This is a genomic window from Paraburkholderia phytofirmans OLGA172 (assembly GCF_001634365.1).
Taxonomy (GTDB): domain Bacteria; phylum Pseudomonadota; class Gammaproteobacteria; order Burkholderiales; family Burkholderiaceae; genus Paraburkholderia.
Window position 1 is genome coordinate 1,680,304 of record NZ_CP014578.1, and the last position, 25,147, is coordinate 1,705,450.

Annotated in this window: 24 protein-coding genes and 5 pseudogenes; 15 read left to right on the plus strand and 14 right to left on the minus strand. The window is 58.7% G+C overall.

Annotated elements, in window-relative coordinates; genetic code table 11:
* Window positions 1-502 precede the first annotated feature (502 nt).
* The 4 genes from AYM40_RS43630 (at window position 503) to AYM40_RS07205 (ending at window position 2,812) form a co-directional block, all read left to right on the plus strand.
* Window positions 503-733: a porin gene (locus AYM40_RS43630; protein ID WP_420488473.1), complete on the plus strand. Its 231-nt coding sequence runs from the start codon at window positions 503-505 to the stop codon at window positions 731-733.
* A 223-nt stretch (window positions 734-956) separates the two neighbouring features.
* Window positions 957-1,193: a hypothetical protein gene (locus AYM40_RS43635; RefSeq protein ID WP_420488474.1), complete on the plus strand. Its 237-nt coding sequence runs from the start codon at window positions 957-959 to the stop codon at window positions 1,191-1,193.
* A gap of 145 nt (window positions 1,194-1,338) precedes the next feature.
* The gene (locus AYM40_RS07200) at window positions 1,339-2,292 is read left to right on the plus strand and encodes an IS5 family transposase (protein ID WP_063495615.1); all 954 of its coding nucleotides are present in this window, start codon (window positions 1,339-1,341) and stop codon (window positions 2,290-2,292) included.
* 31 nt (window positions 2,293-2,323) lie between these two features.
* Entirely contained in the window at window positions 2,324-2,812 is a 489-nt protein-coding gene (locus AYM40_RS07205; RefSeq protein WP_236720915.1) for a porin, read from the plus strand.
* 239 nt (window positions 2,813-3,051) lie between these two features.
* Here the strand turns inward: AYM40_RS07205 and AYM40_RS07210 are convergent, their stop codons facing one another.
* The gene (locus AYM40_RS07210; protein WP_063495616.1) at window positions 3,052-3,681 is read right to left on the minus strand and encodes a VOC family protein; all 630 of its coding nucleotides are present in this window, start codon (window positions 3,679-3,681) and stop codon (window positions 3,052-3,054) included.
* Window positions 3,682-3,816: 135 nt separating this feature from the next.
* On the opposite strand from AYM40_RS07210, the gene AYM40_RS07215 reads away from it, so the two are divergent.
* Window positions 3,817-4,179, plus strand: coding sequence for a winged helix-turn-helix transcriptional regulator (locus AYM40_RS07215; protein WP_063497892.1), 363 nt, complete (start codon window positions 3,817-3,819; stop codon window positions 4,177-4,179).
* A 275-nt stretch (window positions 4,180-4,454) separates the two neighbouring features.
* Here the strand turns inward: AYM40_RS07215 and AYM40_RS07220 are convergent, their stop codons facing one another.
* From AYM40_RS07220 to AYM40_RS07245, 7 genes and pseudogenes are all read right to left on the minus strand, one after another.
* On the minus strand, window positions 4,455-4,760 hold the full coding sequence (locus AYM40_RS07220) for a DUF4148 domain-containing protein (protein WP_063495617.1): 306 nt from the start codon (window positions 4,758-4,760) through the stop codon (window positions 4,455-4,457).
* 532 nt (window positions 4,761-5,292) lie between these two features.
* Window positions 5,293-6,063, minus strand: a complete 771-nt coding sequence (locus AYM40_RS07225) for an SDR family NAD(P)-dependent oxidoreductase (protein WP_063495618.1) — start codon at window positions 6,061-6,063, stop codon at window positions 5,293-5,295.
* Between the two features lie 19 nt (window positions 6,064-6,082).
* Window positions 6,083-6,634 (minus strand): annotated as a pseudogene (locus tag AYM40_RS07230) (AMP-binding protein); the annotation flags it as partial.
* Between the two features lie 23 nt (window positions 6,635-6,657).
* Window positions 6,658-6,942: pseudogene (locus AYM40_RS43640) on the minus strand (hypothetical protein); the annotation flags it as partial.
* Window positions 6,867-7,178 (minus strand): LuxR C-terminal-related transcriptional regulator, encoded by a 312-nt coding sequence (locus tag AYM40_RS07235; RefSeq protein ID WP_063495620.1) that lies wholly within the window; start codon window positions 7,176-7,178, stop codon window positions 6,867-6,869. The pseudogene AYM40_RS43640 and the gene AYM40_RS07235, both read right to left, overlap by 76 nt.
* 113 nt (window positions 7,179-7,291) lie before the next feature.
* Window positions 7,292-8,083, minus strand: coding sequence for a hypothetical protein (locus AYM40_RS07240; protein ID WP_148662130.1), 792 nt, complete (start codon window positions 8,081-8,083; stop codon window positions 7,292-7,294).
* A gap of 138 nt (window positions 8,084-8,221) precedes the next feature.
* Window positions 8,222-8,986, minus strand: a pseudogene (locus AYM40_RS07245) (IS5 family transposase); the annotation flags it as partial.
* Between the two features lie 76 nt (window positions 8,987-9,062).
* Between AYM40_RS07245 and AYM40_RS07250 the strand changes: the two are divergent.
* Window positions 9,063-10,091: an IS110 family transposase gene (locus AYM40_RS07250; protein ID WP_063497893.1), complete on the plus strand. Its 1,029-nt coding sequence runs from the start codon at window positions 9,063-9,065 to the stop codon at window positions 10,089-10,091.
* A 276-nt stretch (window positions 10,092-10,367) separates the two neighbouring features.
* Here AYM40_RS07250 and AYM40_RS07255 read toward each other — a convergent pair.
* Window positions 10,368-10,562 (minus strand): annotated as a pseudogene (locus tag AYM40_RS07255) (IS5/IS1182 family transposase); the annotation flags it as partial.
* A 154-nt stretch (window positions 10,563-10,716) separates the two neighbouring features.
* Between AYM40_RS07255 and AYM40_RS07260 the strand changes: the two are divergent.
* Both AYM40_RS07260 and AYM40_RS07265 read left to right on the plus strand, forming a co-directional pair.
* Complete coding sequence (locus AYM40_RS07260) at window positions 10,717-11,112, plus strand: AMP-binding protein (protein WP_082854992.1); 396 nt, start codon at window positions 10,717-10,719, stop codon at window positions 11,110-11,112.
* A 130-nt stretch (window positions 11,113-11,242) separates the two neighbouring features.
* Window positions 11,243-12,058 (plus strand): annotated as a pseudogene (locus AYM40_RS07265) (IS5 family transposase).
* Between the two features lie 30 nt (window positions 12,059-12,088).
* On the opposite strand, the gene gltA reads toward AYM40_RS07265, so the two are convergent.
* Entirely contained in the window at window positions 12,089-13,393 is a 1,305-nt protein-coding gene (gene gltA, locus AYM40_RS07270; RefSeq protein ID WP_063495624.1) for a citrate synthase, read from the minus strand.
* Window positions 13,394-13,664: 271 nt separating this feature from the next.
* A complete protein-coding gene (locus tag AYM40_RS07275; RefSeq protein WP_063495625.1) occupies window positions 13,665-13,958 on the minus strand; it encodes a DUF4148 domain-containing protein in 294 nt (97 codons plus the stop codon).
* A 127-nt stretch (window positions 13,959-14,085) separates the two neighbouring features.
* Between AYM40_RS07275 and AYM40_RS41310 the strand changes: the two genes are divergently transcribed.
* From AYM40_RS41310 to AYM40_RS07310, 7 genes are all read left to right on the plus strand, one after another.
* Complete coding sequence (locus AYM40_RS41310; RefSeq protein ID WP_158515255.1) at window positions 14,086-14,223, plus strand: hypothetical protein; 138 nt, start codon at window positions 14,086-14,088, stop codon at window positions 14,221-14,223.
* A gap of 224 nt (window positions 14,224-14,447) precedes the next feature.
* Window positions 14,448-15,425, plus strand: a complete 978-nt coding sequence (locus AYM40_RS07285; RefSeq protein WP_063495627.1) for a LysR family transcriptional regulator — start codon at window positions 14,448-14,450, stop codon at window positions 15,423-15,425.
* A 150-nt stretch (window positions 15,426-15,575) separates the two neighbouring features.
* Window positions 15,576-16,520 carry an AEC family transporter gene (locus tag AYM40_RS07290; RefSeq protein ID WP_063495628.1) on the plus strand — a complete coding sequence of 315 codons (945 nt, stop codon included), beginning with the start codon at window positions 15,576-15,578 and terminating at the stop codon, window positions 16,518-16,520.
* 537 nt (window positions 16,521-17,057) lie between these two features.
* Window positions 17,058-17,315 carry a YtcA family lipoprotein gene (locus AYM40_RS07295; protein ID WP_063495629.1) on the plus strand — a complete coding sequence of 86 codons (258 nt, stop codon included), beginning with the start codon at window positions 17,058-17,060 and terminating at the stop codon, window positions 17,313-17,315.
* 15 nt (window positions 17,316-17,330) lie between these two features.
* Entirely contained in the window at window positions 17,331-18,389 is a 1,059-nt protein-coding gene (mdtN, locus tag AYM40_RS07300; protein WP_063495630.1) for a multidrug transporter subunit MdtN, read from the plus strand.
* Window positions 18,390-18,398: 9 nt separating this feature from the next.
* On the plus strand, window positions 18,399-20,546 hold the full coding sequence (locus AYM40_RS07305; protein ID WP_063495631.1) for an FUSC family protein: 2,148 nt from the start codon (window positions 18,399-18,401) through the stop codon (window positions 20,544-20,546).
* A 43-nt stretch (window positions 20,547-20,589) separates the two neighbouring features.
* Window positions 20,590-22,002, plus strand: coding sequence for an MdtP family multidrug efflux transporter outer membrane subunit (locus AYM40_RS07310; RefSeq protein WP_335341184.1), 1,413 nt, complete (start codon window positions 20,590-20,592; stop codon window positions 22,000-22,002).
* Between the two features lie 174 nt (window positions 22,003-22,176).
* On the opposite strand, the gene AYM40_RS07315 is transcribed toward AYM40_RS07310, so the two are convergent.
* The 3 genes from AYM40_RS07315 to AYM40_RS07325 all read right to left on the minus strand — a co-directional run bounded on the left by AYM40_RS07315 (window position 22,177) and on the right by AYM40_RS07325 (window position 25,126).
* Complete coding sequence (locus AYM40_RS07315; protein ID WP_063495633.1) at window positions 22,177-23,055, minus strand: HlyD family secretion protein; 879 nt, start codon at window positions 23,053-23,055, stop codon at window positions 22,177-22,179.
* 13 nt (window positions 23,056-23,068) lie between these two features.
* A complete protein-coding gene (locus tag AYM40_RS07320) occupies window positions 23,069-23,269 on the minus strand; it encodes a DUF1656 domain-containing protein (protein WP_063495634.1) in 201 nt (66 codons plus the stop codon).
* A 261-nt stretch (window positions 23,270-23,530) separates the two neighbouring features.
* Window positions 23,531-25,126, minus strand: a complete 1,596-nt coding sequence (locus AYM40_RS07325) for an efflux transporter outer membrane subunit (RefSeq protein WP_063495635.1) — start codon at window positions 25,124-25,126, stop codon at window positions 23,531-23,533.
* Window positions 25,127-25,147: the final 21 nt, after the last annotated feature.

Genomic DNA, 25,147 nt, shown 5'->3' on the forward strand with positions numbered 1-25,147 from the left:
GTACACCCATTCCGGGACCATGACCGGTCAGGGTCAGTTGGTGAAGCGTCGAGTTGCCGCGCTGCAACCCAGTCATTTTACCTGCGGCATTCTTCACCACGCCGTTGTCAGTGCGCAACCGATCGGAACCGACGACGCATTGCATCGTCAAGAACCCTCGCATTTTCTACGCACTCCCGCAGCCTGGAAAGCGGTTTGAAACAATTGCATGCTCGACACTTCGTCGGATTCGCCCGGTGATGGCTCGACTGTCACTTCGATCAGATAACGGCCTTTACCTCCCGTTTATCTGCGCTTCGTGTAACAGACCTTTCCATTAAAGCGACTTAGTCCGGAATATGGGTGTTTAAAATTCACCCGTCGTTCGGTGGCGGCGCCGCTCCCTGCATGCCTGTCTTCCGTTCGACAAGGAACGACATTGCTGAAGAGCGAGACCCCAAACACCTGACCTGCTGGAACGCGACGTATGAAGCAAATCTATCGGAGCTTGTTGGGCCCGGCGATGCTGGTTGCGAGTGCAGCGCACGCGCAAAGCAGTGTCACGCTGTATGGGAAAATCGAGGATGGATTCAACTATACGACCAATGCCCGTGGCAACTCGGGCTTCCAGCTTCAGAGCGGTTACGACTATGGCAGCCGGTGGGGGGCTGATGGGAATCGAGGATCTGGGCAGCGGATACCGAGCCATTTTCCAGCTGGAAGGCGGCTTCGACTTGAATACGGGCAAGCTTAATCAGGGCGGCCGGCAATTTGGTCGGTAGGCATACGTCGGCATCGCGTCGGACAAATTCGGCACGCTCACGATCGGCCGCCAATACGATCCGAGCGTCGAGATGTTCTCTCCGATGACAGCCAACGGAAACTGAACCGGTTTCCTGTTCTCGCATCCCTACGACAACGACAAAACCGACTATTCATTCCGCGTCAACAACGCCGTCAAGTATGTCACTCCGACTATTGGCGGCTTCTCTGCTGAAGCCATGTATGCGTTCAGCAATCAGGCCGGTGGCTTTTCGAATAACCGCCTGTACGGTTTCGGCACACAATACCAGAACGGTGGCCTGCAGATCGGCGCCTCCTACCTGAAAATGAACAACGCGAGCACGCTGGCGTCAGGTGCCTCGGGAGCGGTAACGAGCGACAACACGTTTAATGCATCGTCGCAACAGAACATCGGCATTGGGGTGAATTAAAGCTTTTCGAAGGTATTGGTCGGGCTCGCGTACTCGCATGTGGATGTCTACGATCCGACTGTTAAGGAAGGTCTGCAAAAGTCCTGGCATTGCGTTGCTGCTGAGCTATCCTGGAAGCAGAGCCAATTAGGTGGGGAGCAGTGTAATGACGCAACTTGGTCTTGGTCTGGATCTGTCAACGAAGCGCACGCGCAAGCGGGAATTTCTCGATGAGATGCGACGCGTTGTGCCCTGGTTGAAGCTGATTGCGCTGATCGAGCCGCACTATCCCACGGGCAAAACCGGTCGGCCGCCGTTCCCGATTGCGACGATGCTGCAGATTCATTTCATGCAGCAATGGTTCGGTCTGTCAGACCCTGCCATGGAAGAGGCACTCTATGACGTGCCGCTGTATCGCGAGTTCGCGGGTCTCGACGGCGGGATGGTCCGCTTGCCGGATGAAAGCACGATTCTCCGGTTCCGCCATCTGCTGGAAACGCACGGTCTGGCGGTGCAAATGCTGGCGCTGGTCAATGAAATCCTGACGGAGAAAGGCCTGATGCTTAAGGCTGGGTCGGCAGTCGACGCCACCCTGATCGCCGCGCCCGGTTCGACAAAGAATGGCTCCGGCACGCGCGATCCTGAAATGCAATCAACGCAGAAAGGTGGCAACTGGTACTTCGGGATGAAAATGCATATCGGCGTGGACGCCGATTCGGGCCTGGTCCATACGGTCATTGGAACGGCGGCCAATGTTCACGACATTACCGTAGCCCAGACGTTGCTGCATGGTGAAGAAACGGATGTGTACGCGGACGCCGGATATCAGGGTATCGAAAAGCGTTGTGAGCCTGAGGCGGTGCGTTGGCATGTTGCAATGCGACCGGCAAAGCGCAGGAAACTGGATCTGAGTGATTCGTTGGACGCGATATACGATCAGATCGAACGCCTGAAGGCGGGTATTCGGGCCAAGGTCGAACACCCGTTTCGCATCCTCAAGCGGCAGTTCGGTTACATGAAGACGCGCTATCGTGGTTTGCCGAAGAACATCGCCCAGATCACCACGCTGTTTGCTTTGGGCAATTTATGGATGGCTCGCAGAGCTTTGCGCAAAGCTTGAAACACCGGGCCGATGAAGGCCATATGTCTGGTTGGAGCGCTCCGGAGCGCGGAAAACCCCTCGCAATCAGCTCACCAACAAAGATCTGAACGCCGAGGTTGCGCTCGATGTGAAAGGTAACGCTTCAAAGCTAGTTGTGCAGAGCTTCCTTAACTCCTACTTCACCGGCACGACGCAACCACCCGGTGGTACATGGAATTCGTGGAAGTTCGACAATTTCGAGGTTAGCGGGTTATACCATTTCACGCCGGCGCTCTATCTCGGTGCGTGTTACACCTATACTCAGGCCCGTGTGGATTCCACCGTCGGGGATTTCAACCCGAAGTGGCACCAGCTGAGCCTGAAGCTCAACTATGACCTGTCGCAGCGCACCTCGTTATTCCTGGAAGGCGCGTATCAGCGCGCTATCAGTGCACATACCGGGATGGACTTCGACGACGCATTGATCCCTGACGCGGCAGACGTTTCCTCGGGATCAAATCAGATGGCTTACCGGATTGCCTTGCTGCACCAGTTTTAAGCGTGCTGCAGATTGTCCTGCGAGCGCTCTCACTCGAGCATTGCTTTGTCGCGTGCAATGACTTCCTGCAAATGGGCGCGCGAAGTCAACCCAAATTCGGGTCTTAGCATCCACGAACGAACTTGCGCCGGGGCAGAGCGCACATCTTCATTTTCTGCAACGTGTGATGGGGCAGCACGCGAACCAGCGGGCCGTCGCGCAGGCGGTCGATTGCGGCATACACAGCCGGCATGTCGATTTCACAGCAGAGTCGTCGGGTCAAACGGTTTGCCTTGGGCAAATTCGCCGCTCCAGGCGCGTTTATGCATATCCCACGGTGCTGCACCTGCTTCGCGCGCGACGATCAGTTTATCGGGATCGACATAGACACCGAGCGGGCGTCGGGCAAAGTCCGGCGAAGTCTCCATGTGCTCGAGCGCGGCCCACCGATCGCTATAGTTGCTGACATTGATTTCAACGAGGTTGCGGTCCGGGTCTTCGTAATAGAAGGAGGTCTGCGGGCCTTCGTCGACACAAAACGCCGGAATAATGCCGAGTGCCTTAAGGCGGACATAGCTCCCAAGCAGATCGTCGAGCGTTCCGAATTCGAATGCAAAGTGCTGAATGCGGTGATGCCGTGCGCGCTCGGGATCTTCCGTAAGACCCGGTACTTCCAGGATCGCGATCCGGTGGCTTATCTCGTCGTTACTGACAAAGGCGGCTCTCACGCGCGGCACACCTTCTTCGGTCGCCCCAGTGGTGTTATCTGATTGATGGACAATGCGCATGCCAAGAACCTTGCCATACCATTCAAGCAATATGGTCAGATTTCCAGTCAACAGGGCAATATGCTGGAGCTTAGGGTGGACAACGATTTCTGTGTTGAACATATGATTTTCCTTTGTTTCGACTAGTTAAGGACGCAAGTAGTGGCAACACGGCAGCAAAAAAAATCTGCTCAGCCCAAATCTATTGCAGTACAGTTAACTGGTCAAGAAGGATGATTTATATGCCCTAGGATGGAAATGAATACTGCTATCCCGTCTCCAGCTGATTCGGATACCGTCATTGCTACTTTCAGAGATGACGTGCGATGCGCCGTTGGCCTGACCGGCGGTAAGTGGAAATTGGAAATACTTTGGGTGCTGAACCAGCGCATGCATCGGTTCAACGAACTGCGTCGCGCGATACCCGATGTGACACAACACATGTTGACCGCACAACTTCGGCAGCTTGAGGCGGACGGCTTCGTGTCGCGAACAGTCTATGCGGAAGTCCCGCCGCGCGTCGAATACGAAATTACCGACGAAGCGAGGCAACTGCGGCCTGTTTTCGATGCAGTTTTTGCCTGGGCGAGCGAGCGCTCTTTGCGCAAACAAACGGCTTGATTAATCGACCCGGCCGCTCCCGGTGGCGGCCAACGCTGCCCGTCGGGGTAGGACGCACCTCGCCAAACGCGCTTGTGGCAGCGCGACATGCGGGTGGTGGCGCAACATATACCGAATATTGTCGAGGATGGGGCGACTCTTTTTGTGTCTTGGCGGTTATCGCTGATCGGGCTTTATCTCGCTCGCGCGAGCGAGATTGCAAACGGGTGACCGATCAGCTGATGAACTGCGTCGCCGGATGGTCTGCATCCTTCTGACGCGTTACGATGAATGCATCAAGGGCGACTGGACGTCGCGTTCAAGTCGGGCGCCGACACAGCGCGCCCCGACTGCGAAGAACCACCCGCGGCGCTACCGACGCCGGTCGCGTCGTTTTGCGCAGCCACGCGTGCTTCAGCTGCCTGGATTGCCTGCGGGTAGTGAATTTCGCTATCGCGAGCATTCCAACCGGCCTTTTCGAGTTGAACAAGCTCTGCTTGGACTTGCGCACGGGTCACGGGCGCGTTCGACTGTTGAGCGAATGAAACGACAGGAGCGGCGAGCACAGCGGCAACAACAACGGCTTGAATGAGCGACTTCATGATACCTTACACCTCCAGACTCTGTTTCATCCTGCTGTGAACAACTTTGTTCACAGCCAATGCGAACAGTCTAGGTAAGTAAGCACCGGAAATTAACGGGGGTGCCGGGAAGGGACTGTTGTTGGATTTGAAGTAAACGCTAGCTGGATGATGGCACGGGTCGCCATTCCACGCTACTTGACCCACGACCATTTGCACCGTGTGCGGACCCGATTCCGAGCTTCTTGAAAACGTTGTGCGTTCATCGTGAAAACGTCGCACCCCATCGGGAAGGATGGCTAGGGCATCGCTCAGGGCTGTTGATGCATTCAAGCCCTGCGCAATGGAAGTCTGGCTGAGTCCTGCTCACTAAGCATTGTGTTCGAGTAGGAACCGGTAATTCTCAAAGCAAAACTGTCAGAGCTACCCGATTTGTTCGCGATTGGCTACACCGTAACTAACAGCAGTATTGTGACGTCTTGCTGCTCAGGTCGACGTCCTTGCGAATTGGCGATCACGAATAGGCAATCGGTTGATGGACAACACGCTCGCGCTATCGGGCGGGCATGCGAACCGCCCCGTCGATGCGGATGACTTCTCCGTTCAGCATCACGTTGCCGAGAATGTGCTCGACGAGACTGGCGAATTCGGGGGCGCGTCCCAGTCGGTTGGGGAACAGGACGAGTCGTGCTACCGCCTCGCGTACGGTCTCTGAAACGTCTGCTGCCATGGGTGTTTCGAACACGCCAGGTGCGATGGTCATGACCCGGATACCTGAGCGTGCGAGTTCGCGGGCAAGCGGCAAGGTCATGCCGACTACGCCAGCTTTGCTCGCCGCATAGCAGGCCTGGCCGATTTGCCCGTCGAACGCGGCAATCGAGGCCGTATTGATGATGACGCCGCGCTCCCCCTCCGCACTGGGTGTGTTTTGCATCATCGCCTTCGCAGCGAGCCGGGTCACATTGAAGGTTCCGACGAGATTTACCTGGATTCCTTTCGTGAAAAGCGCTAATGGATGAATCGCGCCGTCCTTGTCGAGAATCTTCCGTGGAATCACGATACCGGCGCACTGAATGACGCCATGCAAACTGCCGCCCAGTTCGAGCGCGCTTGCAATGGCGCTCTGTACGTCGGCCTCGCTCGTCACATCGGTTGGGAAGAAGCGGACCTGCACGCCGAGTTCCGTGGCGAGATGCTCACCGGCGTCACGGTTGACGTCAGCGATGAGTACGTTCGCACCGGCCGCCGCCAGCAATTTCACCGTCGCGCCGCCCAGACCGGAGGCGCCACCCGTGACTAGAAATGTGTTGCCCTCAATGTTCATGACCGCGTCCTCCATTGCTCGCGTGCACATGAAACATCGGCGTGAGCGGTATGTACACGTCGCCACGGTGAAAGCGCTGCCCAGACGCCGGACTCGACAATGCAGCCATCACGGTGATGGTGTGCAGAACCAGTTGACGATGCGAGAAGTAGACGCCTTTGGGCAGCCCGGTGGTGCCTGTCGTGTAGGACGTGGTGGCTCGCGTGTTCTCGTCGAAATCCGGGAATTCGTAGCTGGGCGTGCTCACGGCGAGCATGACCTCGTACTTGGTCGTGAACGGGATCGTCTGCAACACGGCACCCATCATCGGTACCGCAAAGTAGCATTCGAGATAACGGTGACTGTCCCCATCCATCACCGCGACGGTGCTGCCTTGCTGTGTTCCGAGTTGGCTCAGCGCATTCGCCAGCCGTGCGATACGTTCGGTCAGCGTCGCATAGGTCTGGCGGTGCTGGCCGCGGTAGACGATCTCCTGATCGGGCGCGTGGGCGAGCGGCGTGTGTAGCAGATGCTTGATCATAAATGGGTAAGCATAAGCCGATGGGGTCGTGCCGATAGCGTAGTCTTGCATGCTTGTCTCCCGATGTATCGTAGTTAACGTCTGTCTGTACGCTCTATCCGTTTCCCGTTTCCATGTGCTGCGGCAACCTGTGTTTGTGTCATCGTCGGGGCGATGCGCGTTCGCGACCATCCCCCGAACGGGGGGCTCGTTGACGCAACTTGAAAATTTGGAGTGAAACGAAGACAGCTAACGGTCAGTCGACCGGGTGTGGGTGTGCGATATAGCGAAAACCGGCGTCTGGTCAGTGACTTTTGACGAGCTCTAGGGTTTGCGCGCGGGCCACTGCATGGGCCCGCTTGTCGACTGACAGCTTGACGAAGATGCTTTTGACATGGGACTTGACGGTCTCGGGGGCAATTTCGAAGGTGCGCGCGATTTCCTTGTTCGACTGTCCCGCAGCGATCAGCTCAAGAATGTTGCGCTCCCTGACGCTAACAGATTCCCGCTCAGCGCCAGGGCGCTGGCTCCGCTCTGCTTGATAGCGCGCACGCCAGCCTTCAAGAAGAAGATCGATGTAGGCGAGAAGCTCTTCGGTTTGTGCCGTGCCTGGCATGCTTTCCCGAACCGCACGCAACAGCGTGCCTATTTCCGGCCCCTGATCACCTTGATGGCGTCGCCGGTATCGTTCGCGGCGATCGCATGCTTGACGGCATCTGTCCAGAGTTCCTATGACGCGTACCAATGGCACGCGATGTGATGAAGCACGGCGACTTCGTCACCGGACTGCTCTTTCACTCGTTGGCACAGATACTCGCGCAGCAGATGGTGATAGCGGAACCAATGCCCTTCAAGGTCCATAGGTTCCAGCAGCAATTGCCTTGTCGCAATGGCCTCCAGCATGCATTGGCTGGCCTTGACGCTGGTGACTGTCTGGCGCGGCGACGCGGTCAGCCTATCGAGGATCGCGGTGCGCAGCATAAACTCGGCCATATCGTCGGGCAACTGCTTGATCATGTCTTCGAGGTAGGCAGCAAACGGCCGCGAAGCCCCCGATGGCGCGCTCGACTCCCGGCCCGCGTTTGGTTCTCCCCGTAACAGCACCGACGCCGAAATGCGTAACGCCGCAGCCCAGCGTTCTGTCGTCTCGTGCAGCGTTTTCACGCCTGGGTACGCCAGTTTGCCCGCGCATTCGTGGTCGAGAAAACGCTGCGTTTGGTCGAAGTCAAACCGCAGCGTCGATGCGTCTATTTCCAGCAACTCGTTGTGCGCTCTGAGTCTTACAAGCGGCAGAGCAGGGTCTGCGTGCGTGCCGACGACCACATGGAAACTCGATGGCGCGTGCGCGAGCAGGAACGACATCGCGTCGTGAATCGCCGGGAGGTTGATCAGGCGGTAGTCGCCGAGGACCAGATAGACCTTGTCTTCGATTTCGGCGAGTTCGTTGATCAGAGTCGAGATGACAGCCTGCGCGGGAACCAGAGAAGTTTCCACCGTAAGACCGCTAGGAAAGGTCTGCACAACCCATTTCCTGTGAGTCGGCGGTTTGCAGCGCGTGCCGCACTCACACTGCAAACATGGCGCAACCTTGATCGCAGGTTTTGATTGGCCGAGGTGACTCGCGTTTGCCAGCGCACATGGCGTCCATGCCCCCGTATTTCACGCTTTGCGCAATTGCTTACGCGCCATCCACAGGTTGCCCAGCGTGAACAGCGTCGTGATCTGGGCACTGTTCTTCATCAAGCCCCGGTATCGGGTCTTTGTGTAACCAAACTGCTGCTTCAGGACTCGGAATGGATGCTCTACCTTGGCCCGGATGCCAGCTTTAAGGCGTTCAATCTGATCGAATATCGCGTCCAGACGATCATTCAGATCCAGCTGCTTTCGCCTGGATGGCTTCATTGCGACATGCCAGCGCGCGGAACCCTCCTCGCATCGCTTGTGAATACCCTGATAGCCGGCGTCAGCGTAGACATCCATTTCTTCGCCATGCAACAACGACTGGGCCTCATTGATGTCGGCCATGTTCGCCGCTGTGCCGATAACCGTGTGAACCAGGCCCGACTCCGCGTCCACCCCGATATGCGCTTTCATCCCAAAGTACCAGCTACGGCCTTTCTGTGTCTGGTGCATTTCCGGGTCTCGCGTACCCGAGGCATTCTTCGTCGATGTGGGCGCTGAAATCAGGGTGGCGTCCACCACCGATCCTGCCTTGAGCATCAATCCCTTGTCGATCAGAATCTCATTGACCAGCGCAAACATCTGCACAGCCAGACCGTGTGCTTCGAGCAGGTGGCGAAACCGCAGGATCGTGCTCTCGTCGGGCAAACGCGTCATACCGCCATCCAGCCCTGCAAAGTCGCGGTACAGCGGCACGTCATAGAGCGCCTCTTCCATCGCCGGATCCGACAGGCCAAACCACTGCTACTGAGATGGACCCGACGCACCTTCCGGGGGAAACTGAGGATCTCGTTCTCACGAACCGATGTGGAGGCGCACCATGGAAATCGATCTTCTCGGCATTGACCTCGCCAAGCGTGTCTTTCAACTCCACGGCGCCGATGCGCGCGGCCGGGCGGTGTATCGCAATAAGGTTTCACGAGCGGCTCTGATTGAAACCGTGCGGGCCTTGCGTCCTCAGATGATCGCGATGGAAGCTTGTGGCTCTGCCCACCACTGGGCGCGGCGTTTCAAGGAGGCAGGTATCGAGGTGCGCCTCATCAGCCCCCACTACGTTTCGCCCTTCGTTAAAACGAACAAGAATGATCGCAACGACGCTGAAGCTATCGTCGAGGCCGCATCCCGGCCGTCCATGAACTTTGTTGCCGTGAAGTCGGTTGAACAACAGGACATGCAGGCAGCGCATCGCGTGCGCGAACTGCTGGTCCAGCAACGAACCGCGATTATCAACCAGGCAAGAGGTCTTCTGGGCGAGCGCGGCATCGCGATAGCCCAGTCTCCAGCAGCCTTCAGACGAGCGATACCCGAGATTCTCTTGCAGAGTGAGGGGGAGCTCACCAGCTTCTGCCAGTCCCTGATCATGGCGCTTGTTCAGCACCTGCGTGCGTTGGAAGAGGAAATAGCTGTCGCAGAAGGCTGGATTCGCTCGTTCATGAATCGCTCGGCTCTGTGCCAGAAGATCGCCGCCGTGCCGGGAATCGGCCCAATTACAGCGACGGCCATCGTCGCCGCTGTCGGTCGGGCTGACGGCTTCAGGAATGGCCGTCATCTTGCGGCGTGGCTTGGCCTGGTGCCGAGGCAGCACTCGTCCGGTGGGAAATCGCAACTCTACGGCATCAGTAAAAGAGGAGACAAGTATCTACGGACGCTGTTAATTCACGGAGCCAGATCTGTCCTGATACGCGTGTCCGGTAAACTCGACGCCCGCAGCCGCTGGCTGCAGGAATTGATTGCGCGTCGAGGCTATAACCGAGCCTGCGTTGCGCTGGCCAACAAGAATGCACGCATCATTCAGGTGCTTCTGAGCACCGAAGCCACATACAAGCCTGTTGCACTGGCTGATTCATGAGGGCACTGAAAACTACGAAGAACTCAAGTTAGTGGTAGCGACATAACCATCACTGGTTTGCGAAGCTTCCTGATTGTGATGACAAAACCGGTTAGACCAGCACCCCACGATCCTGTACTTTATGCCGGCCGATAAAAAAGGCCGAACTGCTGCCAAGGACGGGGCGCGCGGATCTCATCAAGGCTGCGGGCATGCTGGTAGGCCCACCAAGCAAGCCGGATACATGTTTGCAGACCGTTTTACGTCACAAAAGAAAGCTTGCAAAAAGCGTCGGGTCCATACATGCATAAAATGGATCTGCAGCATCGTGGCAATCGGAAACGGCGGGCGTCCCGTCTTACCCTTCGGATAGTGCGGCTCGATCAGCGCAATCAGCTTCGACCACGGCACCACGCGCCTCATCTCTTCGAGGAATTCACGCTTGCGTGTGCGCTTCGTTGACAGATCCAGACCAAGACCCAGTTGCGTCATCACGACTCTCCCTGATTCACTATCCTTCTTCCAGGATAGTCCACCCACACATCAACGCCAGGACTTTTGCAGACCTTCCCTAGCGTCGCGAGCGTACGGTTGGTAAAGATTCACCGCACTCCTGAAATCAAATTACGGCAGGAGACACAGTGCTATGAGTACGAGACCAGACACTACCTTGGCGGCGGTGATCGCCAATCGCGTCGAGACCATGCCGGATCGCGACGTGCTGACCATCGAGGGAGCGGGTGCGCGGCAGAACGAGGTGCGCACCTACCGGCACCTTTGGGGGAACGGTCAGCGTCTTGCGCAGTTGATGATAGACCAGGGGCTGCGTCCCGGGGAGCATTTCGCATTGCTGATGGCCAATCATGCCAAGTTCATCGAGGCGGTGGTCGCGGCGTCGATCACCGGTAACGTGTTCGTGCCGGTCGATCCGCGTGCCAGAGGCGACAAGCTCGCCTTCATGCTGAACAACGCGCCGACAAGATCCTTCCTAAAGCGAACGCGCTTCGCGACGCAGCCCGGTCCGGCACATCCAGTGCGTTGAGTCTTCCGCTCAAGCAAGTTTGGAGGCGGGCGATGAAAAGACTAATTCCAACAGTTTTTTAATTAGATTCGTATACCAAACTATCCAGAGGCTGTTAGGCACTTTTCGCCAGACCTGGTACCCGGGCGGAATGACAGAACGCAAGCCATACCCCACAGATGTCTCGGATGAAGCGTGGAGTTTTGCGGCTCCCTATCTAACGCTGATGAATGAAGATGCGCCATAGCGGCGGTATGAACTGCGCGAGATGTTCAATGCGTTGCGCTGGATGGCGCGGGCGGGTGCGTCGTGGCGTATGCTGCCGACCATTTTTCCGCCATGGGAGTTCGTTTACCAGCAAACGCAACGCTGGTTGAACGCGGGCTGCTTCGAGGCAATGGTCAGTGCTCTGCGATCCGTAATTCGGGTCGCGCGGGAGCGTCAGGGTCAGCCCCGTGCGGTGATCCTGGATGGGCGCACCCTGCAGTCCACCTGTGAGAGCGAACCGCGCGCGGGTTACGACGGTCACAAGCGCAAGCGAGGCAGCAAAGTCCATATGGCTGTCGACACGTTAGGTCTACTGCTGGCGGTGCACATCACGCCGGCCAACGAGCAGGAGCGTGCACAGGTAGCCGAGCTTGCGCGTCAGGTTCAGCAGGCAACCGGTCAGACGGTAAAGCTTGCATTCGCTGACCAGGGCTATACCGGTGACACAGCTCGACAGGCTGCGCATGACGAAGGCATCGAACTGCAGATCATCAAACTGCCAGAGGCGAAGAAGGGCTTCGTGCTGCTGCCGCGCCGATGGGTTGTCGAACGTAGTTTCGGCTGGCTCAACCGGTTCCGGCGACTGGCGCGAGACTGCCAGCGCCGACCTGAAACGTTAGCAGGCCTGCACTTCGTTGTCTTCGGCATGCTCATGCTTGTACAAGTTGCGCCGACTTTCCAAGTGCCTAACACCCTCTAAGCGATCATATGCCTATCGGAAGCGCGTGCATTAAGTGCGTTTCTCGATCGGCTTCGCCTCGCGCGGCGTTTCGCCGATGAAGAGCTGACGCGGACGACCAATCTTCTGTTCCTGATCGGCGATCATCTCGTTCCATTGTGCAATCCAGCCGATGGTTCGTGCCATCGAAAAAATGCACGTGAACATCGATGTCGGAATGCCAAGAGCGCGTTGCACGATGCCAGAGTAGAAGTCGACGTTCGGGTACAGCTTTCGCGACACGAAGTATTCGTCTTCCAGCGCGATCTTTTCCAGTGCCATGGCCAGCTTGAACAGCGGGTCGTCGTGTAGTCCCAGTTCTTCCAGCACTTCGTAGCAGGTTTCACGCATCAGCTTTGCTCGCGGGTCGTAGTTCTTGTACACGCGGTGGCCGAAGCCCATGAGCTTCACGCCCGAGTTCTTGTTCTTCACCTGCTTGATGAACTCAGGAATGTTGTCGACCGAGCCGATTTCTTCCAGCATGTTCAGCGCGGCTTCGTTCGCACCACCGTGCGCCGGACCCCACAGGCAGGCGATGCCGGCAGCGATGCACGCAAACGGATTCGCGCCCGACGAACCTGCCAGACGCACGGTGGAGGTCGAGGCGTTCTGTTCGTGGTCCGCGTGCAGGATCAGGATTCGGTCGAGCGCGCGGACTAGCACGTCATTGACCCTGTACTTCTCGCACGGGTTTGAGAACATCATGTGCATGAAGTTCGCGCTGTATGACAGTTCGTTCTTCGGATACACGAACGGCTGGCCGATGGTGTACTTGTAAGCCATTGCCACCAGCGTGGGCAGCTTCGCTATCATGCGGATTGCCGAGACTTCGCGATGCTGCGGGTTATTGATATCGAGCGAGTCGTGATAGAAGGCTGACAGCGCGCCGACTGAAGCGACCAGAATAGCCATTGGGTGCGCGTCGCGACGGAAACCACGAAAGAAGAAGTGCATCTGTTCATGCACCATAGTGTGCCGCGTCAGCGTGTTAATGAATTCCTTCTTCTGCGCGGCGTTGGGCAGTTCGCCTCTAAACAGCAAATAGCAGGTTTCGAGGAAATCAGCGTTGGTCGCCAGATCCTGAATCGCATAGCCGCGGTATAGCAGCTCGCCCTTATCCCCGTCGATGTAGGTGATCGCCGAATTGCACGCGGCTGTCGACATGAAGCCCGGGTCATACGTGAACCTGCCGGTCTGACTGTAGAGCTTTCGGATGTCGATCACGTCCGGACCCATCGTGCCATTGTAGATTGGCAATTCGACGGCCTCGTCGCTGTCGGAAAACGTCAGCGTTGCGTGTATCTTTGAGTCGTTCATCAACATCCTCCTTTCACAATCTTATTGTGCGTTTTGGGCGTGTACGGTCCAATCTTTCTTTGCCTTCTGCGCGTGCCTCGCGTTAAGCCTGCACTATAGGTTGAACATCGTTGCGACAATGTCGGAATATTGCTTTTAAGGCAGCTCGCCCCCAACATAGGTGGCGCGCAGCGGTACTGCGCGCTCAGAGGACGATGTCGAGCGACCGGGGGCGCGAGCGGCTGACAAACCTGGCTAGTTAGCCGCACCGAAGTAAATCGGCTTCATACCATCATTGGTTGTGAGGCGCTGCTGCAGGGGAACCGGATGAAGACGGACCGCCAACCACGCCGCCACTACCGCTTGGCGTGTCGTTTTGCTCAGCAACACGAGCTTCGGCCGCTTGAATCGCCACCGGATAATTGGTCTGGTCGCCATCACCCACGTGATAGCCGACCTTTGCGAGCTGGACTAGCTCGGCGCGCACTTGCGCACGGGTGACTGGGGCGTTCGACTGCTCGGCGAACGACGCGGCCGGGGCGGCGAGTACGGCGGCAACAACCACAGCCTGAATAACGGATTTCATAATGACTTACCTCCAGACGTTGTTTAGTCTTGCTACGAAAAACCTTGTTTGCCGCCAGTCACTACAGTCTAGGTAAGTAAACCTTCAAGATTAAGAACGATGTTCGGAAGGCATTGTTGTCAAACTCGTGGCAGAGATACCCCCCCGGCGCGGTCGCAAGCGCACCTACGGCGAGCGGCTGAGCGCCAAGGCGGTAGCGCGCTTTCTGCTCACGGCGCTGTGCGCCTCGCTCTATGGTCAGGTTGCGTATCTGATGCTCAAATAAGAGCAATATTTCTATATGTCCCACGGTCATTTTAAGGCGACTCCATAGGTTTCAAGCTAAGCTGGGAGGTACTTTATTGCGCCTATACCGGTGGAGGATCCATGCAGGACAGGCGTTCATAAGATAGGTAAATATCGTTGACTGGTGCACCTGCTGTGGCGTCCTGGACGATGGGACGGCCTGTGTACTGAGACCCCTTATTCTGGAGAAATTCACCCGTGGATATGGTCAAAGCGATGTGGACATTTGTGGCTATTGTCGAGCAACAGAATTTCACCAACGCGGGACGCCGTCTTCAGGTCAGTTCAGCATGCACTTCGCGGGCGCTGGGGGAACTGGAGAAACGGCTAGGCGTGCAATTGGTACATCGCACGACCCGATCAGTCACTGTCACCGACAACGGACAGCGCTACTATCGGTTTTGTCTGCAGTTCCTCGCTGAGATGCGTGAAGTCGAAGCGTCACTCGTCAGCGACGATCGGTCGACAACCGGTGTCGTGCGGGTGCACATCGACAAGGCTGTGGGGATGGACAGCATGTTGCGCCATATGTCTGAATTTTCGCTCAGTAGTCCTGGATTGACCTTGGAGCTGGCGCTTAACGGTAGTTACCGGGATTCGTTCCGCAGTGGCTTTGACTGCGCGATAGTCGCAGGGGAGCTTGAACCCTCTGATTTTCGGGCCGGTCGCATGGTTGATCTTGAGAGGGTCGTTGTCGGCGCTCCACGCTATCTAGACGGAGCGCGGGCTATCTACAAGCCTGCAGACATTACTTCCATGCGTACCGTTGAGCTGTCCAGCGCACTCGTAAATGGTTGCATCAACTGGTCGTTCGAGAGGGACCGGAGGCGTGAAACCGTAAGTAGCCGTTGTTGCATGTCTGTGGACGACCCCGAAGCTTTGCTTCAGGCGGCGCGCTATGGCGCTGGCGTTGCACGCTTGTCGCGGCAGGCGGTGTGTTATGACATTGAGGCGGGTACGCTGCTGGAATTACTGCCTTCGTACCGCATCCCATCGACTCCCGTATGGGTTCTCTACCGTTACGAACGCTTCCAGCCCACGCGCGTCTCAATCTTTATAGAATGGTTGCGTAAACAGCTTGAAGAGGAGAGGGGCGTGTCGCGCTCACCCGCAACGTCCGATCGCCTCCGCCCGCGTGGTCGTCCGTCAATTGCGGCAAGGTGCGTGCAAGATGCCATCTGACATCACGCAAGGCGTTCCCCAAGAGGTTCGGTCGGCAATCCGCTAACTGACCCCTCATCTGTTGCGTGATCGCGAAGCTCGAACCGTCCGTCAGGAAAACCGGATCAGTAGCAACGCCGTTTAACCCGGCGAGAAGACGGGAGCATTCCTTTGGTCGATACCATTCTCAATGGGCTGCTGCCGGTGGCATTCGTCATCATGCTCGGCTGGCTAGCAGGCCGAATCGGCCTTTTGAAGCACACCGATGCCGACGTGCTTGCGACACTGGTGATCCGTTTCGCGCTGCCGTTTGCGCTGTTCGAAGGGGCGGTCAAGACGTCGCCGGACAAGCTGAACAATGTGGCATTCGCGCTCTGTTTGACGCTCGGGCTGATGGGAACCTATGTGACCGTGCTCGTCGTTGGCCGGGTCGTGTTCAGGCATGATTTGCGCACCGCCGCCATGCAAGCGCTGGTCTGCGCCTTTCCAGACATGGCGTACTTCGGCGCGCCCATTCTGGCTGCAGTGTTTGGGCCAGTGGGATTCCTGGCGGTGCTGATTGGCAATCTCATCACCAGTATCTTCATGCTGCCGCTAACCATCGTCCTGACGCATCTCGGTGGTACGGGCGAGATTGAGAGCGGCTGGCAGGATGTACCGCATATTTTGGGGCTGAGCGTCGCGCGCGCTGTCATCAATCCAATTGTCTGGCTGCCGATTTTGGGCATGGCGCTGAGCTTCAGCCGCATAACACTGGCGATGCCGGTGCTCATGTCGGTCGGCCTGATAGCGAAGGCCGCCGGCGGGACCTCGCTGTTTGCGCTTGGACTTATGCTCTATGGCGAGCGCTTCATGATCAACGCCAACGTGCTGACCAATCTCGGGCTGAAGAGCTCTCTGCAGCCGGCGTTGATGGCACTCGGCGTACTGTTCGGCGTAGCTGGCAGTCCCGCGCACCAGGCGATTATTACGGGTGCCGTGCCGACCGCTACAGCGGCGGCCATGTTCGCACTCGAGACCAAAACGTATGCAGCTAACGCGACTGCGACGATCTTGCTTAGTACGATTCTTTGCGTCGCAACCGAAGGAATGCTCATCGCATTCTTTTCCAGGTAGTGTCCGTCGAATTCTTGTCTCAAGCACTGTAAATGACGACCTCCGTTGAGGCGCTAGCCTTAACGGAGAGGCGTGTGTCGAGTCCATTGTCGAGAGCAATCGCTCCTGTATGCGCTACGCGTAGCACTGTCGCGATACTTCAGCAATCTTGCGAAAATAGTTCAGTTGACTGCATGATATAACGTCAGATGGGGACAAACCCGGAACCTGGAAAGAGGCCCGCTAAGGGGCTGCTCCATCGCATTCGTCGCTCGTGTTGCCGGCATCATATGTGGTGCTGACACCATGAGAACGTCTCCGGCGACAGATCGCGACACATCGTTTTCAGCGCGCGATCGCGGCTGCGATAGCGGAGGATAACGGTAGGCGTGGCACGCCGCAGGCAAATGCTCTTGTGGCCGCACTTCGCTGCCAGCATCAGCGTACCCGGATCGATAGCACTTCGCGACAACTGCGTGGCTGACAGAAAGGCTGTGCCTGACGCTTAACCTGTCCAACGGAGAGCCGCAACGTGCTGGTCACCAACAAGGATGCGCCATGAGGACGTTCGGAGCAGCAGCCTTCGCCGGGATGCTAACGACAGGTTGTTCCAATGCGCCGTCCGTCAATCTTCTCGGAGCCTACTTTCCAGACTGGCTCTTCTGTATCGTCGTGGCCGTATTGCTTACGGTCGCCTTTCGTCTGGTGCTTCAGCGACTCAACTATGAGCGGTGGCTCGGTGCGCCCGCAGTGTTCTATCTGGCTCTTGTCACGTTTCTTTCGCTCGCGGCGTGGTTGAGCTTCTTTCAGCATTGAGCATCAAGGTATGCCATGACGACAAGCGCGAGCAAAACACGGAAGAAGACATGGCCGGCAATCGTCCTCTCGGTCGTGACTGTGCTGCTTCTCATATTCGTGATCTGGCAACTTGATCGCGCGCCGCACACGGACGACGCGTATGCGTATGCCGATACGATCGATGTCGTTCCCGAGGTCAATGGGCGCATTGTCGAACTCGCGGTTCGCGACAATCAGGCGGTCAAGCAGGGCGACCTGCTGTTTCAAATCGACCCACGTCCCTATGAGGATGCTCTGATTCGCGGACGGGCGTCGCTTGTCGCGCTCGACCGGCAGATCGCGCTGACTCAGCGCACCGTCAATGCCCAGCAGTACAACGCCGAGTCCGTGCGGGCCGCAGTCGAGCGCGCTCGGGCGGCCGCCACGCAGGCAGCCGACACGCTGCGTCGCACCGAGCCGTTGTTGCCACAAGGGTACGTATCTGTCGAGGATGTCGACCGCGCCCGGACCGCCCAGCGCGCGACTCAAGCCGAACTGACGGCTGCGCAGCTCCAGGCCCAACAAGCCGCCGCCGCGGTCAGCGGCGCAGACGCACTGGTCGCGCAGCGTGCGGTCATCGCGGCTGAAATTTCTCTCGCAGAACTTAACCTCGAGTTCGCCACAGTGCGCGCGCCCTTCGACGGCCGCGTCGTCTCTCTGAAAACGTCGACCGGGCAATTCGCTTCCGCACTCAAGCCCGTGTTCACGCTGATCGACACACGCCATTGGTATGTCGTGGCGAATTTTCGCGAGACCGAACTGAAGAATATTCGCGTCGGCACACCGGCTACGGTCTACCTGATGAGCGATACCGGGCGGCGCTTTCGCGGGACCGTCGACTCGATCAGCTATGGCGTGCTGCCCGAGGACGGCGGTCTTGCTTTGCCGGGTGGACTGCCGCGCATCCAGCGCAGCATCAACTGGGTGCACGTGTCTCAACGGTTTCCGGTCAAGATCAGGGTCGACAATCCCGACCCCGAGCTGTTCCGCATCGGTACCTCTGCCGTCGCTGTGTTGCAGCCCGAGCGCAGCACCGGTGCGGACAGCCGTTAGGGAACGGGCATGAGCGCCGCCGACTATCTTCCAGAAAGCCTACTCCTCGCCGGACGGTATCTTCGTGCGGAACTCACTTCGTATCCGGGGCGTATCAACGTTGTGCTCCGCTGCGTGCTGACAAGTGCGCTGGTCATCGTGATTTCGATGACGCTGCAGGTGCCATTGCTTGCACTGTCATTGATCGTCGTCTTTTATGTCACCCAGTCGAACGTCGTGATTACGCGCCTCATCGGGATAATGTTCATGGTGGGATCAACGCTGGCAATCAGCAGCGCGATCCTTCTGCTGAAGTTCACCTTCGACTATCCGATGATACGGATCATCGTCGCCAGCGCACTGTTTTTCTGCAGTGTGTATCTGATTCGTATTACGAAGATCGGCATCGTCTTTTTCATTGTTGCAATTGTCATCATCTATGTGCAGAGCTTCGTCGACGTAACGGACGATGCGGAACTGCTGACCCGCTCGGTGCTTTGGGTGTGGGTCGCGGTGAACTATGCGATCGTGCTAACGCTGCTGATCAACACGCTGTTATTGCCCGCTGAACCACGGCATCAACTGAAAGAGGAAATTCACCGGCAGTTGGCGGCTATCGATGCGCGTCTGGCCTGGCTGATAGACGGCGGTGAAAAACCAGCGCCGATCCCGCCGGCCACTTTTCAGCAAGGTGTGCTGACGCTGCAAAAGCTGCTTCGCTTTGCCGTCATGCGCGATGCCCAATACCGCGCCAACGAAGCCCATCAGCTTGCCTGCATAGCCACGGTGTCGCGTCTTTATCGTGCCGCAGGCGAGTTGCCGGTCACGTTGTTATCCCGGCCGGCCACACCGGTCGGCATGCTGCGCGAGCTACGTGAAAACTGTCGGATACTGGGCGATGCAATAGTTGCCGAGCGACCGTTTCATACGCTACCGGGATCAATACCGGGGCAGGGCGCCACTGTTTTCGCTATCGCCCAGCTCGACGAGATGCAAAGGGCGTTAGAAGCATTCAGCAATCTTGGCGTCCGTGCGACATCGCCTGATGCGCCCAAGGTGAAAGAGCCGATGATCGCGCTGGACGCATTCAATAATCCTGTCTATGTCCGCTTTGCCTTGAAGACGCTGTTCGCCGTTCTGATCTGCTACATTTTTTACAACGCTGCCGATTGGCAAGGCATACATACTATTATGCTGACCTGCCTGATTATGGCGTTGCCCAGTCTCGGTGCTTCGGCCCAGCGCGGCATGCTGCGCGTCGGCGGCGCGCTGGTCGGCAGTGCAATTGCGTTGTTCATGGTGGTGTTCGTCATTCCGCATCTCGACGATATCGTCGGTCTGCTCTTGATGTCCCTGCCTGTCATCGCCCTTGGGTCGTGGATCTCGGCGGGTTCGGAGCGCAGTAGCTACGCAGGAATTCAGATCATGTTCACGTTCACGTTCGCGCTCGCGTTGCTCGAACATTTCCGGCCGTCCACGAATCTGACGGAAATACGTGATCGCATGGTCGGGATTTTGCTGGGCGTAGGCGTATCGACACTGATCCAGATGGCGATCTGGCCGGAAGGCGAAGGCGACGCGCTTCGTCTAAAACTGGCGGACATGTTGCGCGTCGTCGCTGTGCTGCTGCGCCCGCATCCTGACGATATGGCGGCTCCTGACCACCTGTCGTACGCCCAACAGCACTTGCGGGGCTGGGCCGCACTGGCCGATTGCGAGAGCGTGCTGGCGCGCGTTGCACTGGAGCCCGGTTGGCACGAAGGCGAGGATGAACATATGACCCTGCGTGCACAGGCCGTGCTAGCGCAGGGCCGTGAAATTATGTTGGCCGGTAACGCTTTCCATATTGAGGTGAGTGCTCAGGCCGCCCGGTTGAGCAACGAAGTGCGCGAGGCCGCGCGAGTTGTTCAGGAACGTGCGGCAGCCGAGCTCAACCGCTATGCAGACGACCTGGTGTCAAGTCCGCCTGCCGCACTCGCGCCGCAGCGGATTGCCCTGGACGTGCTTGAGGGTAACGTCTCGACCGGCGTCGACGACGATCTGGCAGAACGCGAGTGGGCTTCCGCTTTGATTCTCAGGGCTGGGCGGAATCTGGTACGGCAACTGACGGGATTGCCGGAGTGGCACGTCCCGGAACCCGTTTCCGTCGGGGTGCACAAATCTCATGAGCATGAATGAAATCAGGCGTATCACAGCGTCTTCATTCGTCCGGCGAACCGGGTTGGCTGCGCTGCTTGTCTGCGGCGTGGCTGGCTGCGCGCTGATCCATGAGAACGGCACGCCGTTCGCGGAAATTCGACCCGAACAGATCCGCCTTGCCGAGGCAATCCATCTGGCCCGCGACCGGTGGCCTTCGGCGTGTTGGTGGACTCGCTATGGCGATCAGCAGCTTAGTGCTCTGATCGAGCGCGCGTTGGCCGATTCGCCAACCATGGTGATTGCCCGCACGCGGGTGTCGCAGGCGAAATCGGACGTGCAATTGGCTAACGCAGGGTCCAATTTGCAGGTGGCGGCCATCGGTGCGCTCGATCGGGAGCGTGTGTCGGCGAGCGGATTTCTTGGCGCGTACTCGACGACGCAGCCGTTGATCGGCGCCACCGGCCCGTGGTACACCGAGGGGATCGTTGGACTCGGCGCCAGCCTCGATATCGACCTTTGGGGCAAGCAACGTGCTCAGGTGGCCGCGTCGATCGGCGTGCAGAATGCGCGCCTCGCCGAGGAATCTGCAGTCGAGCTTGAAATTTCGACCGATGTCGCCCAGCTATACTACGGCATTCAGACCACGTACCAACTGATCAATTTGCTGGAGCAATCGCAACAGGTCGCCGCGTTCGCGATGGAAACACACAACGCGCGAGCGGCCCGTGGCCTCGAGGCGCAGACGCTAACCGAAGAGGCGCGGGCGCAGCAACTCGCGATCGAACGACAGATCGTCGCCGCACAAGGGAAGATCAAACAGCTTCGCGAAGCATTGCGGGCGCTGCTCGGCGTCGGTCCGGACGATTTGCGGGACATTGAGCCACTGCCGCTTCCGCAGTCCGAGGCAAGCTTGCCGGCCACACTGTCCTATGAGTTGCTTGCGCGGCGTCCTGATCTGCAGGCGATGCGGTGGTACGTGCAATCCTCTTTTGACCGGATCGACGCGGCCAAGGCTGCGTTCTTTCCAACCTTCGATATCAAAGGATTTTTCGGCGTCAACGCGCTGCATCTTGCTGATCTATTCACCCACGCGAGTCAGCAGATCAACCTGATTCCAGGCCTGTATCTGCCGATCTTCGACGGCGGCCGTCTCAACGCAAATCTCAGTGCTGTGCGCACAGCAAGCAATACGTTGATTGCCCAATACAACCAGGCCGTCCTCAATGCGGTGCGCGACGTAGCGATAACTGGAAGCCACCTGCAGGATCTCGATACTGAGGCGGAGCTGCAAACCCAAAAGGTGCAGGCCGTTGCGTTCGTGAGGGACAGCATGGAAGCACACTATCGTCGAGGACTCGCCAGCCGGTCCGCGGCGATGGCGGCCCGTCAACCGGTGATTGTCGAACAGGTCGCGCTGCTTGAGATCGATGGGCAAAAATTGAGTCAGGAAATCGCGCTGGTGAAGGCACTCGGCGGCGGCTACCGCACTGATTGATCACGGCATTCGCCACCGCGCAGCCGTACCGCGCCTACCTGTCGCCTACCTGCGTCGCTTACCGCCGTGCCGAAGAGCAGTAACGTGCTGGTTAAGAACCGCGTCGCCATATGCAGGGAACGCCCGAGCGTCTCCGGGGCGGTCCCAGTGTGAATCACCACTATCGCCTTATCGCTAGTGGCTGTCGAGTTCGTGGGGTGTTTTGATCACCACCGTGCACGTCGTGCCGGCGGACAGCACGGTATCGGCGGGGACGCTGTCGATCTTGATGCGCGCGGGCACACGCTGCGCTAACCGCACCCAGTTGAAGGTCGGATTCACATCGGCGAGCAGCTCGCGACTCTCCGGGTTATCGCGGTCATAGATCCCACGAGAGATGCTCTCGACATGCCCCTGCAGTATGGCGCCGTTCATCAGCCGGATTTCCGCCTTGTTGCCGACCTTCACGCGTGGCAGTTTGTTTTCTTCGAAATACCCGTACACCCAGAACGAATGGCTATCGACGATCGCCAGCTTCGCAACGCCAACTGTCGCATAGTCGCCGCGAAACACATTCAGGTTGGTCACGTAGCCATCGACCGGCGACACTACCCTGGTCCGCTGGAGGTTCAGATTTGCCGCATCGAGTGCTGCCAGTGCCTGCTGGTAAGCAGCCTCGGCGGCCGAGGCTGCATGCGTTGCGTTTTCTCGATTTTCCTTCGACACCACCTCGCTGTCCATGTCAGCACGCCGTTGCGCATCGTCGCGGCGCATCTGCAACTCGGCCTTGCGCTCAGCCGCTGCGGCCTGCGTCTGCTGGACGGCGATCTGGTAATGCGACGGGTCGATCTGCATCAGCAGGTCGCCCTTCTTCACGAACTGGTTGTCGTGCACGGGCAAGGTGACAACCGCACCTGAGACGTCCGGCGCAATATTGATGATTTCCGCGCGTACCCGGCCGTCACGTGTCCAGGGTTCGTCCATGTAGTGCACCCACAAGGCGCGGCCAATCAGGATTGCGACAACGAAAACGACGGCTGTCGCGACAAAACCCAGAATATTTCGGATGGTCATGATTCGACTCCGATCAACGATAGACGGCGAGACCCAATACGCCGCACACGCACACGAGCAAGCTGGCCCGGAACAGGTTGGGGTGCCAGACGATGCGATACAGGCCCGTATAGGCAATCACACGGTCAAGCAGCCAGGTAACCGCGGCACCGGCAATGAACAACAGCACGATGGCCGGCACGTGCGCATCGAAGACGGCAACTTCACGTGGCATGGCGAACTCCTTCTTGTGTACCGGCCCGTGCGTCCGCTATCTGGAACGCACCTAGAGCGTGATCACGAGCGCTGCACGCACGCCGGTGACACGCGCGGCAAATGCAATCGTAGCGTTCGATCCAGCGCGCTCGCTCGTGTGTATTCACTGCGAGCGATGCATAGGTGGCCGCCCGGTCGGCGGCAGCCGCGTAGAACATCACGGGTGTCAGTTGCCGGCGCGGGGCGGAGGAAGGGGAGGCGGACATGGTCGGCTTAGCCCTTACTGCACAGCAGTCGCGTGAGCGCGCACATCGCCGCCGGTGGCAGGGCTTGCCGCCGTAGGCGCCGCTGCTGCCGTGCCGGAGGCCGGTGCTGCAAGTGCGGCCTTGCCGCGGCCACGCGCGGGCAGCGTCCCTTTCGTCTCCGGGCTGTCAGCCGGTTCGGCGAGGCCGCCGCCCAACGCCGCCATCAGCGATGCGTGCGCGCCCAGACGCTCTGCCTGGATGCGTGCGACGCCTTCCTGCGCACGCAGCAACTGGTTTTGCGCGATCAGCACATTCAGATAATCCGTCAGACCGCGCCGGTAGCCTTCCTTTGACAGGTCATAGTTCTTGCGCGCGGCCGCGACCGAACGCCCGGCGTCATGCTCTTGCGTCTCGAGTGAGCGAATCCGCACGACCTGATCGGCGACGTCCTTCAACGCGCTGACGATGGTCTGGTTGTAGCGGTCCACGGCCTCGTCGTAGCCCGCGTCCGCGGCGCCTAGTTGGGAGCGCAGGCGCCCGCCGTCGAAGATCGGTAGCGACAGAGCCGGGCCGGCGGTCCAGCCACCGGTCGCCGAACGCAGGAATTCGAACATCGGGCCTGCCGCGGCATAGCCGCCGATCGACGCGAGTAGATTGATGTCCGGATAGAAGTTGGCCTTCGCAACGTCGATACCGCGCGCCTGTGCCGCCACGGTCCAGCGAGCCGCGACGATGTCGGGCCGGTGGCCGAGTAGCTCAGCGGGCAGCGCCGAAGGCAGACCGGCGGGCGCGGACAGCGCGAGCGTTGGCCGCGTGATCGAGTCGCCCGCGCCCGGACCGCTGCCGGCCAGCGCGGCGAGCTGATTGCGGGCGAGCGCGATCTCTTCTTCGAGCGCATCGATCTGCCGTTCGTATTCAGGGATCGGCGTTTCGGCCTGGCTCACTTCTAGTCGGGTTCCCAGACCGCCTTTCAGACGCCTGTTTGAGAGATCGACAATCTGCTGCTGTTGTTGCAGCGTGGCCTTGGCGATATCAAGCAGCGCGTAATTCATCGACATACCGATGTACGCACGCACCACATTCACTTCCAGTTCGAGCTGTGCGGCGCGTTCGTCGGCGGCGCTTGCATGGGCGGCGTCGAGCGCTCGTTCGGCGCCGTTCTTGTCCTTGCCCCACAGGTCGAGGTGGTAGGACAGGCCAATCGAGCCGGTGTTGTCCCACGTGTTCGCATTCGCGAGTGGGCCAGGGCCATAGTACACGTTATCCGGCCAGTGTTGACGTTCGATCGACAGACTGCCGTTGACCTGCGGCGAAAGCGCCGCGCGCGCCACGGCCGTCATCGATTGAGCCTCGCGCACCCGCGCCTGCGCGACGGCGAGCGTCGGATTGCCAGCCTGCGCCGCGTCGATCCACGCGTTAAGTTGCGGATCGGAAAAGGCGCGCCACCAGTCGGCGGCAGGCCATTGCGCGTCGGCATTGGCCGCGCGCACGGCGGCACCGGCATCGAGGGAGGATGGATCGGTTCCGCGTGCTTGCGGGGCGATGCCTCCGTTACTGGCGCAGCCGGCGATTGTTAGCGAGATCGTAAGAACCGCGGACGCGGCGATCCCTTTCTGTACCGGAGGCTGCACGATTTCCCCCTGACTGGCTAT

Bases quoted from the DNA above. Each gene is read 5' to 3' on its own strand.
- AYM40_RS07305 (WP_063495631.1), top strand. From the start codon at position 18,399: ATGAGCGCCGCCGACTATCTTCCAGAAAGCCTACTCCTCGCCGGACGG.
- AYM40_RS43630 (WP_420488473.1), top strand. From the start codon at position 503: ATGCTGGTTGCGAGTGCAGCGCACGCGCAAAGCAGTGTCACGCTGTAT.
- AYM40_RS07210 (WP_063495616.1), bottom strand. From the start codon at position 3,681: ATGTTCAACACAGAAATCGTTGTCCACCCTAAGCTCCAGCATATTGCC.
- AYM40_RS07215 (WP_063497892.1), top strand. From the start codon at position 3,817: ATGAATACTGCTATCCCGTCTCCAGCTGATTCGGATACCGTCATTGCT.
- AYM40_RS07225 (WP_063495618.1), bottom strand. From the start codon at position 6,063: ATGAACATTGAGGGCAACACATTTCTAGTCACGGGTGGCGCCTCCGGT.
- AYM40_RS07295 (WP_063495629.1), top strand. From the start codon at position 17,058: ATGAGGACGTTCGGAGCAGCAGCCTTCGCCGGGATGCTAACGACAGGT.
- AYM40_RS07235 (WP_063495620.1), bottom strand. From the start codon at position 7,178: ATGCCAGGCACGGCACAAACCGAAGAGCTTCTCGCCTACATCGATCTT.
- AYM40_RS07260 (WP_082854992.1), top strand. From the start codon at position 10,717: ATGAGTACGAGACCAGACACTACCTTGGCGGCGGTGATCGCCAATCGC.
- AYM40_RS07320 (WP_063495634.1), bottom strand. From the start codon at position 23,269: ATGCCACGTGAAGTTGCCGTCTTCGATGCGCACGTGCCGGCCATCGTG.
- AYM40_RS07315 (WP_063495633.1), bottom strand. From the start codon at position 23,055: ATGACCATCCGAAATATTCTGGGTTTTGTCGCGACAGCCGTCGTTTTC.
- AYM40_RS07200 (WP_063495615.1), top strand. From the start codon at position 1,339: ATGACGCAACTTGGTCTTGGTCTGGATCTGTCAACGAAGCGCACGCGC.
- gltA (WP_063495624.1), bottom strand. From the start codon at position 13,393: ATGAACGACTCAAAGATACACGCAACGCTGACGTTTTCCGACAGCGAC.
- AYM40_RS07250 (WP_063497893.1), top strand. From the start codon at position 9,063: ATGGAAATCGATCTTCTCGGCATTGACCTCGCCAAGCGTGTCTTTCAA.
- mdtN (WP_063495630.1), top strand. From the start codon at position 17,331: ATGACGACAAGCGCGAGCAAAACACGGAAGAAGACATGGCCGGCAATC.
- AYM40_RS07220 (WP_063495617.1), bottom strand. From the start codon at position 4,760: ATGAAGTCGCTCATTCAAGCCGTTGTTGTTGCCGCTGTGCTCGCCGCT.
- AYM40_RS07275 (WP_063495625.1), bottom strand. From the start codon at position 13,958: ATGAAATCCGTTATTCAGGCTGTGGTTGTTGCCGCCGTACTCGCCGCC.
- AYM40_RS07285 (WP_063495627.1), top strand. From the start codon at position 14,448: ATGGTCAAAGCGATGTGGACATTTGTGGCTATTGTCGAGCAACAGAAT.